This window comes from uncultured Campylobacter sp. (genome assembly GCF_937997465.1).
Lineage (GTDB): Bacteria > Campylobacterota > Campylobacteria > Campylobacterales > Campylobacteraceae > Campylobacter_A.
Genome location: NZ_CALKTQ010000314.1, coordinates 1 through 12,909, shown reverse-complemented (window position 1 = coordinate 12,909; position 12,909 = coordinate 1). Strand labels below are relative to the sequence as shown.

Annotated in this window: 12 protein-coding genes; 5 read left to right on the top strand and 7 right to left on the bottom strand. The window is 44.9% G+C overall.

The features are described from left to right. Positions 1-85: 85 nt before the first annotated feature. From Q0546_RS10690 to Q0546_RS10660, 7 genes are read right to left on the bottom strand one after another with little or no spacing between them, the layout of a single operon-like run. On the bottom strand, positions 86-1,120 hold the full coding sequence (locus Q0546_RS10690; RefSeq protein ID WP_298792908.1) for a D-alanine--D-alanine ligase: 1,035 nt from the start codon (positions 1,118-1,120) through the stop codon (positions 86-88). Between the two features lie 13 nt (positions 1,121-1,133). Continuing rightward, entirely contained in the window at positions 1,134-1,688 is a 555-nt protein-coding gene (gene ruvA, locus Q0546_RS10685; RefSeq protein ID WP_298792906.1) for a Holliday junction branch migration protein RuvA, read from the bottom strand. A gap of 28 nt (positions 1,689-1,716) precedes the next feature. Next, positions 1,717-2,280, bottom strand: a complete 564-nt coding sequence (locus Q0546_RS10680) for a hypothetical protein (protein WP_298792904.1) — start codon at positions 2,278-2,280, stop codon at positions 1,717-1,719. Further along, the gene (locus Q0546_RS10675) at positions 2,277-3,209 is read right to left on the bottom strand and encodes an MlaD family protein (protein WP_298792902.1); all 933 of its coding nucleotides are present in this window, start codon (positions 3,207-3,209) and stop codon (positions 2,277-2,279) included. Before Q0546_RS10675 ends, Q0546_RS10680 begins: the two co-directional genes overlap by 4 nt. Continuing rightward, positions 3,199-3,942 carry an ATP-binding cassette domain-containing protein gene (locus Q0546_RS10670; protein WP_298057694.1) on the bottom strand — a complete coding sequence of 248 codons (744 nt, stop codon included), beginning with the start codon at positions 3,940-3,942 and terminating at the stop codon, positions 3,199-3,201. The genes Q0546_RS10675 and Q0546_RS10670 overlap by 11 nt, the downstream gene beginning before the upstream one ends. Then, a complete protein-coding gene (locus Q0546_RS10665; RefSeq protein ID WP_298792900.1) occupies positions 3,943-5,079 on the bottom strand; it encodes an ABC transporter permease in 1,137 nt (378 codons plus the stop codon). Between the two features lie 2 nt (positions 5,080-5,081). Next, positions 5,082-6,998: a flagellar assembly protein A gene (locus Q0546_RS10660; protein WP_298792898.1), complete on the bottom strand. Its 1,917-nt coding sequence runs from the start codon at positions 6,996-6,998 to the stop codon at positions 5,082-5,084. A 110-nt stretch (positions 6,999-7,108) separates the two neighbouring features. Between Q0546_RS10660 and murJ the strand changes: the two genes are divergently transcribed. From murJ to Q0546_RS10635, 5 genes are all read left to right on the top strand, one after another. Next, positions 7,109-8,509 (top strand): murein biosynthesis integral membrane protein MurJ, encoded by a 1,401-nt coding sequence (murJ, locus tag Q0546_RS10655; protein ID WP_298792896.1) that lies wholly within the window; start codon positions 7,109-7,111, stop codon positions 8,507-8,509. Next, on the top strand, positions 8,496-9,884 hold the full coding sequence (gene cysS, locus Q0546_RS10650; RefSeq protein WP_298792894.1) for a cysteine--tRNA ligase: 1,389 nt from the start codon (positions 8,496-8,498) through the stop codon (positions 9,882-9,884). The genes murJ and cysS overlap by 14 nt, the downstream gene beginning before the upstream one ends. Further along, complete coding sequence (locus tag Q0546_RS10645) at positions 9,881-11,605, top strand: ABC transporter ATP-binding protein (protein ID WP_298792910.1); 1,725 nt, start codon at positions 9,881-9,883, stop codon at positions 11,603-11,605. Before cysS ends, Q0546_RS10645 begins: the two co-directional genes overlap by 4 nt. 41 nt (positions 11,606-11,646) lie before the next feature. Next, complete coding sequence (locus Q0546_RS10640; protein ID WP_298792891.1) at positions 11,647-12,720, top strand: quinone-dependent dihydroorotate dehydrogenase; 1,074 nt, start codon at positions 11,647-11,649, stop codon at positions 12,718-12,720. Positions 12,721-12,728: 8 nt separating this feature from the next. Further along, the coding region (locus Q0546_RS10635; protein WP_298792890.1) for an insulinase family protein at positions 12,729-12,909 on the top strand (181 nt) is incomplete at its 3' end.

Here is a 12,909-nt window from a genome sequence, read left to right as displayed (position 1 = left end):
AATAAATAAAAAAAGCCGCTTAGAACAAGTCGTTTAAAGCGGTCAAATTTGCTAGAAATAGGCTCGCAAAAACGCCGACGCCTCTTTACAGCTTGCCTTTTGCCGACGTTATGGAGTTGATAAATTTATAGTCGATATTTATCTCACGTTCTTTTGGTAAGCTCGCAGCAAGTCGCTCTAGTGTCCCCTCAAAGTCGTCAAATAGATAATTCGCCATACTGCCCGGGTTTGGATTTATCTCGTTTAGATAGACTCCGCCGTTTATCTCAAAAAAGTCGCAGCGTATCAGCGCCCCGTCAAAGCCGCAGTTATAGATGCGCTCAAAGCTTTGTTTTAGCTTGGCGGCTAGCTCTGCGCTGATATCGGCCTCGCGCGCCCTGCTCTCGTTTGAAAAGCTCATGTATTTTTGCTCGTAGTCTAGAAACTCCTTCTTTTTAGGCTCTTCGATGATGGAAAATTTGATCTCGCCGTCCGCCTTGCAGCCTGCTAGATTGTACTCCTTTACGCCTTCGATAAATGGCTCGACCAAGATCTCTTTGTCAAATTCGTACGCCACATCTAGGCCGTATTCTAGCTCACTAGCATCTTTTATCACGCTTACGCCGATTGAGCTTCCTAGGCGAAGCGGCTTTAGGATCACTGGTAGTGGCAGGCTAGGTGCCTTTTTTCTGCTTACAACCTCGTAGTTTAGGGTTTTTACGCCGGCTTTTTGTGCGAGCAGTTTGGTTAGCTCCTTGTTGTAGCTTAGCGCGCTAGCCTCCACACGAGGGCCGATATAACTAAGGCCGTAAAACTCGAGCAGTGCCGCGATCTTGCCGTCCTCGCCGTCCATGCCGTGGACTAAATTTATAAACACGTCCGCCTCGATCTTCTTCTCGCCGAGTAGCCCGCCCGCGAAAAATCCGCCCTGTTTTAGAGTGAGCTTTTTGGCGTTTTTATACTTGCCCGAGCTAAAGAAATTCGCCTTCATATCGGCGCCGTTTATCAGATAAAATTCTCTAAATTTATCGCAAAATATAAACAAAGGCTCGTTTTTTAGCACCTTTTTTAGGGCTATGGCGCTCACGATACTGATCTCGTGTTCGTAGCTTTTTGCACCGAATATCACAGCAAATTTCATATTTTTTCCTTTTTTATGCTAGTTTTTTTAGGGCTTGTTTGATTAGTTCGCCCGTATTTTGCGCGTCGCACTCACTAAGCGCCTTGGTTATCTTTTCTCTTTTAAAGCCAAGACTCTCCAGAGCCAAGATCGCTTCGTGCTGATGGCTAGGCAGATTTTCATCCATCGTCATCTTTGCGTCGCTAAGCTCGGCGATGATGCGTCTAGCAGTCTTTGCGCCGATGCCTGGCACTGTTTGCAGCGCCGCAGCGTCTCCGCTTTTAACCGCGTTTAAAAATGCGTTCGGATTTAGGCTCGAGCACACAGCCATCGCGGTCGCCGCGCCGATACCGCTTAGTTTTATCAGCATTTCAAACATCTTTTGTTCGCCCGCGTCTAAAAATCCGTAAAGCAAATCCGCATCCTCGCGGATGATCTGCGTGATATTTAGCTCCACGCTCTGGCCTCGCTCGAGCTTTGCCGAGCAAAAAAGCGAGATCGCCACGCCGTAGCTCACGCCGCCGGCTGTTTTTAAGATGAGATTTGCGGGCTCTTTTTTGGTTATGACGCCCTCGATCGCTTTTATCATCGTTTTCCTTTAAAATTTGCGATTATCTCTAAAATTTGATTAATTCTTGCAAAAATTTATCCGTAACCTCGCTAAAGGTGGCGTTTAGCGCCTTCATCGCGATTTCGCCCTCGTCCGCGCCTGCGTCTTTTTGCGAGCTTAGTACGACGCTTTTTAGCTCTTTGCCGTCTTTAAAAAAGCTAAATAACATCGAAATTTGCGCTTTTTGATCTTTGATTTGAAGCGTGAGTAAATTTGATTTTACGCTTATGTCTGCGTTTTTAAAAGAGGGCTTAAACACGCACTGATCGCTCACGGCTATGATCAAATTTCGCCTAGCCATCTCGCTTGGGAGCGCTAAAAATTTTACGTTTTTTAGCGGACGGATCTCGCCGTTTGCGTCTATCTTTAGGACTTCGCGGCTCTCGTACGCGCCAAAAACCCGCACTTCTTCGATGAAAACCGTTTTTTCCGGCTTGTTTTCACACTCTTTAAATTGATCTTCCGCGCCGCCTAGCATAAAATAATTCGTCCTAGGAGCAGGCTTTGCCAAAACGCTACATCCGCTAAAAAACAGCGCCGACGCGGCTAAAACCGTGCTTAAAATTTTCATTTTTCGTCCTTTTTCTGCGTGTCTTTAAAGAAAAAATCATACGGATCGTCCTCGAGTCTAAAAAGGGTATTTCTAAAATCCGAAATGAGCTTTTGAAAGCTTAGTAGCGTCCTTTCCGTCTCGTCGCTAAGCGTATTTAGCGCGCCCTTTACGTCGTATTCGCCGCTTTTTATCTTTTCCGAGATCGCAGTTTGTAGATTTTTTAGCGCCTGCGCGGCGTCCGTGGCCTTGGTCGTAAACGAATTTACGAACTCAAGCGTGTCTGAGGCGTTTTTTAGCGCTTTTTTTAGCTCGTTTAGTGTCAAATTTGCATTTGCCAAAACCTCGTTTGCGTTTGCGATAGTCGCGTTTATATCGAGATTTCCGGCATTTATCTTTTTCGCAGCTTCATCAACCGAAACTAGGATAGACGAAAATTTAGCCGCGTTTTCGTCGCTTAAAAATTTATTGATATTTTTAAATGTCGACTCCAAATTTTGCGTTAGATACTCGGCTCTGTCGCCGATTTTATCAAAAAAGCTCGCCTCGAGACCGATGTAGGCCTTTTCGTTTTTACTAAAAAGCGGACTATCCATGCTACCGCGCGAGATATTTAGGTAGCCGATGCCAGTGATGCCTTGTATCTCTGCAGACGCCGTGCTGTCGGTTCTTATCGGTATGTCTTTCCTTACGGAGAGCTCAAGCTCGATGAGAGCTTCTTTTTCGTCGGCAAAGCGGATATCCTTGACGCTGCCAGCGTCTACGCCGATAAATTTGACCGTGGAGTCCCTTTTTATGCCGCTTGGCAAGCTTGTGGTTTTGATGAAATACGACCTGTAATCATCGGCCTTTTTCCCGTATCCGCCCAGCCACCACGCCGCGATACCTAGCGCGCTCACTACGAGCACGAAAAAGAGGCCTATCAGAGTATAATTTATTTTATTTCCCACCGTTTTTCCTTGTTTTTAAAAGCTCTTCGAGCGGATTTTCTGGCATTTTCATTAGCTGCTCAAACGTCCCCTCAAAGGCTATCTTTTTATCTTGAAGTATCAAAAATCTATCCAAAATCGTACAAATACTGTCTATATCGTGCGTCACCATCACGACCGTGACGCCTAGCGTATCTCGCAGCTCGACCACCAGCTCGTCAAACGCCCGCGCGCTGCTTGGATCAAGGCCGGAGTTTGGCTCGTCTAAAAACAAAATTTTAGGACTCAGCACCAGCGCTCTAGCCATCGCTACGCGCTTTTTCATACCGCCGCTTAGCTCGCTTGGGTACTGCAAAGCAACGTTTTCGCTAAGGCCTACTTTTTGTAGCCAAAACATCGCTATCTCGCGCATCGATCGCTCGCTCATCCCGCTATACTCTTTTAGCAGGATGTAGATATTTTCCAGTACGTTCATCGAGGTATAAAGCGCGCCAAACTGAAACATCACGCTGCAAGCGAGCTTCATCTCCTGTCTAGCCGCCTCGTCTAGCGACCACAGATCGCGCCCCAGCATCTCGACCTTGCCGGCGCTTGGTTCCTTTAGATATATCATCGTTTTCATCAGCGTCGATTTACCCGTGCCGCTACCGCCCAGTAGCCCGTAAATTTCAGCCTCATTTACATGGAAATTTAGCCCGTCATGGATCACTCTGTCGCCAAATTTCGTCGTTAAATCAGTCGCTTTTATTATCATTTATATGCCTAGCTGCGTGAAAATAATCGAAAACAGCGCATCCACCATGATCACGCCAAATATCGCGTTTACAACGCTCACGGTCGTATATGTGCCCACGCTTTGGGTATTTCCGCCGATCTGAAAGCCTCTCATGCAGCCGATAAACGCAATCACGATGCCAAAAAACGGAGCCTTAAAAAGCCCGACGTAAAGGTGCTTTATGTCCACCTCTTGGCCAAATCTCGCCAGGTAGCTATCAAAGCTGATGTTTAGGTAGTTTTCCATCACGACCATCTCGCCGAAAATCCCCGCCACGTCGGCTAAAAACACGATAAGCGGCATAGCTACGATAAGAGCGATCACGCGAGGCAGAACGAGAAATTTAAACGGATCAAATCCCATCGTTTTCATCGCGTCGATCTCTTCGGTGATTTTCATAACGCCGATTTGCGCGGTAAAGCTAGACGCCAGACGCCCCGCCACGATGATAGCGGCGATGAGCGGAGCTATCTCGCGCAGAGTCAAAAGCCCCATCATTTCTACGATTATTATCGTGGCGCCGAAACTCTCGAGCAAATTTGAGCCCTGATATGCTAGCACGATGCCGATGAGAAAAGAGGTAAGGCACACGATAAAAACCGACTTTATACCCGCATCCTCAAAATAAGCCAAAATTTCCTTCACGCGGATATTTTTTAGCATAAATATCTTGCTAAATTTGACCAAGAACTCGCCCATAAAATTTAAAAACGCGCAAAATCCCGCAAAAAACGCGGTCAAATTTTTGCCGATTTGCGAGAGCGGATTTCCGCGCGGTTTGGAGTTTATGATCTGTTTTATTTTGGGATTTACTTCGCTATTTATCGAATCAAAAATCTTTTGCGCGTGCGGAGTTAAATTTATAAGCTCATAGCTTTTACGCGCATTTTGCAATGTATTTTTTAAAAATAGAGCCGCAGCGTAGTCAAACTCTTTTACGTCTTTAAAATTTAAGACGATTTTGTTAAATTTCTTTGAGCCGATAAGCGCGGCCGTTTGGGTCCAAATTTGAGCCGGTAGCTTATAGTTCCAGTCGTTTTTTAGATTTATAGTTAGCTTGTCGCTGCTTTGCTCGCATGTGTAAAATTCGCTTTCAAATTTTAAAAAAAGAGGCAAATTTAGGCCTTTCTGACGTTGTTATTTTTCTTAACTACGTAGTCTATATTGCCATCCTCGGTCTCGACCTTGGCTATCGTTATGACTCGAGCGATTTCGTTTTCGCGGGTGCTGTACGTGATGTCGCGAGCAGGATCCACGAGTCTAAATTTTATCTCGTTAAACTCGCGCCAGTTGCTGTGATTTATCACCTTTGAGTTAAATATTCCGTCTTGAATATTAGCTATCTCGCTTTTTAGCTGGGCTGTCACGGCTTTTTTATCGCGAAATTCCTTTAAAAGCGCATTATACTCGTGCACTAGCTGCTGATATTCTTTTAGTTTTTTCATAAATGTCACCGGCGGAGTGTTGTTTGTGCTTTTTAGCTCCTCGATTTTAGCTTTTATGACGTTTATCGGACCTTTGTTTTCCTCGATGACGCATCTTTTAGACTCTAGCGTGCGCGGCATTTTTACGATCTGTTCCCTGATAGCTTTTATCTTTGCCATGCGCTCGTTAATCTGCTCGCCCGTGTTTTTTATCATGCTAAAATCGACTAAAATTTTATTATTTACGCCTTTTAACTTTTTTATTTCCAAAGTATCGGCGATTATGATATTTGAGTTTGACACGAGCGTATCGATGCTTACGCTTTCGGCGATTATCTCGCCACCGATCGCTGATTTTATCACGGCTTTTTTAGCTTTTACTTTGCCGCCTTCTAGCCTATCTATTTCGACGTATTCTCCGTCAAAGCTACCGATATGCACGGCGATTTTCGCATCTTTCGCCTCGATGAGGGCTTTAGCGTGAGTTTGTCCGCCGATTACTACTTTATTTGCCTTTACTACGGCGTTTGCGGCGACGTTTCCATCGACGTTTACTTCGTTTGCTTCAACCGTCATACCAGTGCCTATGGCGTCTTTTGTTAGGTCTTTTTCTTTTACGTTTAGCGTTACATTGGTATCTAGTCCAGTATCGACCGAGCCAGTGGTTTTAAACGAGATTTCATTTACGTCAAGCTCGTCTTTGATATCAAAAACGCCTTTTTCCTCTTGGACGTAGCCAGCCTTTTTGGAGTAAAATTTTATCCCCTCCTCGCCTTCTTTCGAGTATATATTTTCGGTATGTTCAGGCATTTTCGTTATTGTTATTTTAGGCTTTTGCGTCGGCAGTAGATTTCCCCTCACGTCGCGGCCGTTTGCGCCCTCTCTTAGTTTTACGTATTCAAATATCAATTCATTTTCGGTTACGCCTAGCAAATAGCCTCTGTTTGCGTAGTCGACCTTGTCGTTTTCATCTGTGGATTTATTTTTATTTTTATAGTAAAACACCAGCGCGTCGTCTGCCGACGGATTTACGTTTACGCCTGCGGTCACGATAAAGGTGTAGTCTTTGTCGATAAATTCTTTTACTCTTAAAACCGAATAAATTTTAGCGACCTCTTCTAGCATCGTTTTGTTTCTGATGCCCACTAGAATGCCTACTTTTATCAGCTTTTTGTAGATAAAATTTATCAGCTTTTTGTCAAATTCTTTAAAATAAACCGTGTCGGCGTTTTGCGAAACCGTGGCTAAAATTTTGGTTAAATTTTTATTTGCATTTATGGCGACATTAGGCAAAGGCGTTGGTTTTACCTGCCTAGTATCGTAAAATTTAACCAGATAGTTTTGTTTTATACTTTCTACTTTTTCTACGAAAAAATTATCATCGTCAAAGATATTTAGTTTTTCCGCAGGGATTTGGCGAGGCTGGCTCTCGCCCGCCACCTTACACTCTGTTTTGATCTCTATGATATCAAAATCTATAAATTTGCTATCGACGCCGAAGTGCTTTGCTAAATTTAATATCTCGCCGTACGGATTGGCGGTCTCAGACTCTATCTCGGCTAGGAAGTTTTGTTGCGCGTTTTGGTTTTCTGGCACGTGATACTCTCGCAATTTTTTGATTTTTAGTCGATTATCTCTAAAATTTCATTAAAAACTCTTGATTTTACGTCTTTTAAAACTAAATTTGCCTATCATTGCGCTAAAAATTTACTAGGATTTTCGTGTTTATCAAAGGCTTTTTTTCAAACAGCATTGGCATCATGGTTTCGCGAGTTTTAGGGCTCGTGCGCGACCTGCTCACGGCTTCGACTTTGGGTGCGGGCATTTACAGCGATATATTTTTCATCGCGTTTAAGATACCCAATTTATTGCGCCGTATCTTTGGCGAGGGGGCCTTTGCTAACGCCTTTTTGCCAAATTTTACGAAATCAAACAAAAAATCGCTCTTTAGCGCCGAGATTTTTCTTAAATTTCTAGCCTTTATCGGCATTCTCACGCTTTTGGTAAATTTATTTGCTCCATTTTTTACCGCCGTTATCGCCACGGGCTTAGGGCCTAGCGACATAAACGAAGCCGTCCCGCTCGTAAAGATCAACTTTTACTACTTAGCGCTAATCTTTGCCGTTACTTTTTTAGCCTCGCTTTTGCAGTATCGCGGGCACTTTGCGACGACGGCATTTTCGACCGCTTTGCTAAATTTAGCCATGATCGGTTCTCTAATCTTAGCTCGCGGACAGGAGCCTAAAATCGTAGCTTATTATCTTAGCTTTGGCGTCGTAGTGGGCGGTATTTTGCAGCTCATTGCACACCTTATCGCGCTTAAATTTAACGGCATCTCAAAGCTATTTTTTGGCGGCTTAGTTAAATTTGCCCATGGCAAAAGAGCCGATACGAAGGGCTTTTTTAGCAACTTTTTCCACGGTCTAGTCGGATCATCCGCGATGCAGCTAAGCTCGTTTATGGATACGTGGCTAGCGTCGTTTTTGGCGGCGGGATCCATCAGCTATCTTTTCTACGCCAACCGCATTTTTCAGCTACCTTTAGCGATATTTGCGATCGCGCTTTCTACCGCGCTTTTTCCTAAAATCACGCGTCAGATCAAGGCCGGCAACGAAGCCGAAGCTCTAAAATGGATGCGAAAAAGCTTTGAAATTTTATATTTTTTGCTATTTGCGGCGACCATCGGCGGTATCATTTTAGCAGATCCTATCATCAAACTGCTTTTTGAGCGCGGAAGCTTTACGCAGGCCGATACTGCAGCGACCGCGAGCGTTTTGGCAGCATATATGATCGGACTTTTGCCGTTTGGGCTTGCTAAACTTTTTTCGCTTTGGCTTTATGCGCATTTGCAGCAAAAACTAGCCTCCAAAATCGCCGTTATCACGCTCGTTTTTAACCTCATTTTAGCAGTCGCGCTGATGCAAATTTACGGCACATTCGGACTAGCGCTTGCTAGCTCGCTAGGCGGGTTTTTGACGCTAGCTTTAAACGTCAAATTTTTTGGGATAAGGAAATTTTTAGCTATAATTGAGCCTAAAAAAATAACGCTTTTAAGCGCAGTTTTGGTTTTAGAGGCAGTGATTTTGATATTTTTAAGGAAATTTTTAGATGCAAATTTTTGATAGCGTAAAGAGAAAAAAAGTAGAATTTGAGCCCGTAAAAAGCGACTTCGTGCGCATTTACGTTTGCGGGCCGACGGTTTATGACGATGCGCACTTAGGACACGCCAAAAGCGCGATTAGCTTTGATTTGCTTAGACGCACGCTAAGCGAGCTTGGCTACAAGGTTAAATTTGTGCGAAACTACACCGATATCGACGATAAAATTTTAAAGAAAATGGCGGAGAGCGGCGAGAGTTTAGAAACGATCACGGATAGATACATCGCAAGCTACGAGCGAGATATGAGCGCGCTTAACGTACTTGAGCCAGACGTCAAACCAAAGGCGACGCAGACGCTAAAAGAGATGATAGAGTACATCGAAATTTTGCTAAAAAACGGCTTTGCTTACGAGATCGCGGGCGACGGCATATACTTTGACACCGCAAAAGACGCGGAGTATCTGAGCCTTAGCGGTAAATTTGACACCGAAGCAAACGTCGCTCGCGTCGAGTCAAATTTACAAAAAGAGGACAAAAAAGACTTCGTGCTGTGGAAATTTGACGAGAAATGGTACGAAAGCCCGTTTGGTCGCGGTCGCCCAGGCTGGCACACCGAGTGCGTCGCGATGATAAAAAAGCACCTATCTAGCGGCGAAAAATTTGAGATCGATATCCACGCAGGCGGACTTGATCTGCTATTTCCTCATCACGAAAACGAGGCTGCGCAGTGCCGCTGTGCCGAGCATAAAAGCCTAGCTAAATACTGGCTACACAACGGCTTTATCCAAGTAAATAACGAAAAAATGAGCAAGAGCCTGGGAAATAGCTTTTTCGTTAAAGACGCGCTGGAGCGAAATTTAGGCGAGGCGGTGAGATTTTATCTGATTTCTAGCCACTACAGAGCGAATTTTAATTTTAGCGAAGACGATCTAAACGCGGCAAAAAAGCGCCTAGATAAAATTTACCGCCTAAAAAAACGGGTTCTTGGCGCGGCGGCAAATTTGAGCGAAAACGATAAATTTAAAAGCGAATTTATGTCTGCGATGGGGGACGATCTAAACACCTCAAGGGCGCTTGCTTGCGTAGATGAGTTCGTCCGCACTGCAAACGACGAGCTGGACGCAAATCCTAAAGATAAAGCCAAAAAAGGCGAAATCGCGGCAAATTTGGAGCTAATAGCGCGGGTGCTCGGCATCTTGCAAGTAGACGTATTTGAGTATTTTCAGTTTGGAGTGAGCGATGAAAAGCGAGCATATATCGAGGATCTGATAAATCAAAGAAACGAAGCCAAAAAAGCCAAAAACTACGAGCTATCGGATAAAATCCGCGATATGCTAGCCGCAAACGGCATCAGCCTCATGGATACTCCAAACGGCTGCATGTGGGAAAAGATATGAAGCAGATGAGCCTAAAAGAGGTCTTGCGGCGGTTTGCGCCATATTTTAGGGATTATATTTCGTATTTTATCATCGCCATCGCCGGCATGCTGATGGCTAGCGGCGGTACGGCCGCATCGGCGTGGGTGATCGAGCCTGTGCTAAATAAAATTTTTATCGAAAAAAACAAAGACCTACTTTATCTTTTGCCCTACGCTATCATCGCGATTTATTTTTTAAAAGGGCTTGGGACGTTTTTGCAGGCCTATTTTACGGCATATATCGGGCAGGATATCGTGAGGAGATTTCGCGAAAAGCTACTAAAAAACCTGCTAAATTTGGATATGAAGTTTTTTAACGACTACCGCACGGGCGAGCTAATCAGCCGAAATATCAACGACATCGACCGTATCAGAAGCATCGTTAGCTCCATGATCCCAGAGCTCATCCGCGAGGCTATCACGATCGTCGGGCTACTTTGCGTAGTGCTTTATCAGAGCCTTCAGCTTGCGTTCTTTGCGCTAGTTATCATGCCTGCAGCCGTTTATCCACTCTCAAGACTCGCAAAAAAGATGAAAAAAATCTCCCGCGCCTCGCAGGAAAAGACCTCCGACATCAGCTCGAAGCTGAGCGAAATTTTTACCAACATCGAAATCATCAAAGCAAACAACGCGCAGGAGTTTGAGCACGCTAAATTTACCGCCGAAAACGCTAAATTTTTCAAACTAAATTTAAAAAGCGTAAAAGTAAACGAGATGGTAAGCCCGATGATGGAAATTTTTGGCTCCGTGGGCGTCGCGGCAGTCGTCATCATCGGCGGCAAAGAGGTCATAGACGGAAATTTGACGATGGGAAGCTTCTTTTCGTTTCTAACCGCGCTTTTCATGCTTTATACGCCTATTAAGCGCATTTCAGGCCTTTATAACAAGATGCAAGACGCCGTGGTCGCGGCCGAGCGAACCTTTGAGTTACTTGATAAAGAGCCTCAAATTTTAAGCGGCGACAAACCGGTGCCGTCTGAAATAAAATTGATAAATTTTAAAGACGTCAGGCTAAACTACGACGACAAAGAGGTGCTAAAAGGCGTAAATCTAAGCGCGAGCAAATCGCAAACCGTAGCACTTGTGGGCAGTAGCGGCGGCGGAAAAAGCTCGGTCGTAAATCTACTCATGAGATTTTACGACGCAAACGGCGGAGCGATCGAGATAAACGGCGAAAATATCAAAAATTTCGATCTGGGTTCGCTTAGGCAAAATATCGGCCTAGTTACCCAGCGCGTCTATATCTTTAACGACACTGTCGCAAACAACGTCGCCTACGGCCGCGAATACGACGAAGCCAAAGTCGAGCTCGCACTAAAAACGGCAAATGCGTATGATTTCGTGTCAAATTTACCCGAGGGCGCTCAGACTGTTTTAAATGAATTTGGCACCAATCTCTCAGGCGGCCAGCGCCAGCGTATCGCCATCGCCCGAGCGCTCTACGACGATCCGCAAATTTTGATATTTGACGAGGCTACGAGCGCTCTGGATAACGAAAGCGAGCAGCAGATAACCAAAGCCATCGCGAATTTACAAAAAGAAAAGATAATATTTATCATCGCGCACCGCCTAAGTACGGTGCAAAATGCCGATAAGATCGCCGTTATCAGCGGCGGAAAAGTGGTCGGTTTTGATACCGACGAGGCGCTTAGCAAGAGCTGCGAAATTTACGCGAAACTAAAAGGCGAAGCCCTTGTTTAAGCCTAAATTTGATAAAATCGCTCAAAATTTAAGGATAAAATTTGAATTACGAAACGCTAAAATCCATATTTTTTAAATTTGACCCCGAAACCGCTCACAAAATCGTAGAAAAAACGCTAAGTATCTCAGACTGCGTATTCCCGGGCCTTTATAGCATCGTCGCTAAAAACTGCGTCGTCACGGACGCGGCTCTTTCGCAAAATTTGCTAGAAACTAGCTTTTTAAACCCCGTAGGAATCGCCGGCGGCTTTGATAAAAACGCCACCATGCTGCGTCCGCTAGCCGTGCTCGGATTTGGGCACGTGGAGTTTGGCACCGTGACGCCAAAACCGCAAGAGGGCAACGCAAAACCGCGCCTTTTTCGCCTCATCGAAGAAGAGAGCATACAAAACGCGATGGGCTTTAACAACGAAGGCGCAGACGCTCTTGGCGCGCGCGTCGGCAAGCTCTATCCGTTTGCGATACCGCTTTTTGCCAACATCGGTAAAAACAAAATCACGCCGAACGAAGAAGCGATAAAAGACTACGAAATTTTAGTCGCTAAATTTAACGAAATTTGCGACTGCTTCGTCATCAACATCTCATCGCCAAACACCCCAAACCTACGCGAACTGCAAGAAGATAGCTTTATAAAAGACCTCTTTGCGCGCCTTACGCCGATCGCAAAAAAACCGATAATCTTTAAAATAGCGCCCGATATGGACGACGACAAAGCCGTGCAGATCTGCAAAACGGCCGTAGAAAGCGGCGCAAAAGGCGTAATCGTAAATAATACGAGCGTTGATTATTCGCTATCAAAGTCGCCGAATTTACAAAATTTCGGCGGGCTAAGCGGCAAGGTCATCGCCAAACGCTCTCGCGAGCTTTTTAGCGCGGTTGCTAGCGAGCTTTACAGCAAGACGGTTTTGATCGCAAGCGGCGGCATAGACAGCGCCGAGGAGGCGTACGCGCGCATAAAATCTGGCGCAAATTTGGTTCAAATTTACACCTCCTTTATATTTAAAGGCCCAAACATCGCAAAACAGATCAACGAAGGCATTTTAAAGCTTTTAAAAGAGGATAATTTTGCCTCGATTAGCGAAGCGGTGGGCTGCGATATAAAAAACAAAATTTAAGGAAATTTATGCTTATAAAATACTCCAAAACAAAGCTCAAAAACGGCTTTGAGATCTATCATATCCCCGCTAGCAAGGGCTCTAGCGTCATCAGCGTGGACGTGTTTTACCGCGTAGGCTCGCGAAACGAAACCATGGGCAAAAGCGGCATCGCGCACATGCTGGAGCATCTAAATTTTAAATCCACGA

Coding starts and splice junctions, on each gene's coding strand:
- Q0546_RS10690 (WP_298792908.1), bottom strand. CDS start 1,120: ATGAAATTTGCTGTGATATTCGGTGCAAAAAGCTACGAACACGAGATC.
- ruvA (WP_298792906.1), bottom strand. CDS start 1,688: ATGATAAAAGCGATCGAGGGCGTCATAACCAAAAAAGAGCCCGCAAAT.
- Q0546_RS10680 (WP_298792904.1), bottom strand. CDS start 2,280: ATGAAAATTTTAAGCACGGTTTTAGCCGCGTCGGCGCTGTTTTTTAGC.
- Q0546_RS10670 (WP_298057694.1), bottom strand. CDS start 3,942: ATGATAATAAAAGCGACTGATTTAACGACGAAATTTGGCGACAGAGTG.
- cysS (WP_298792894.1), top strand. CDS start 8,496: ATGCAAATTTTTGATAGCGTAAAGAGAAAAAAAGTAGAATTTGAGCCC.
- Q0546_RS10645 (WP_298792910.1), top strand. CDS start 9,881: ATGAAGCAGATGAGCCTAAAAGAGGTCTTGCGGCGGTTTGCGCCATAT.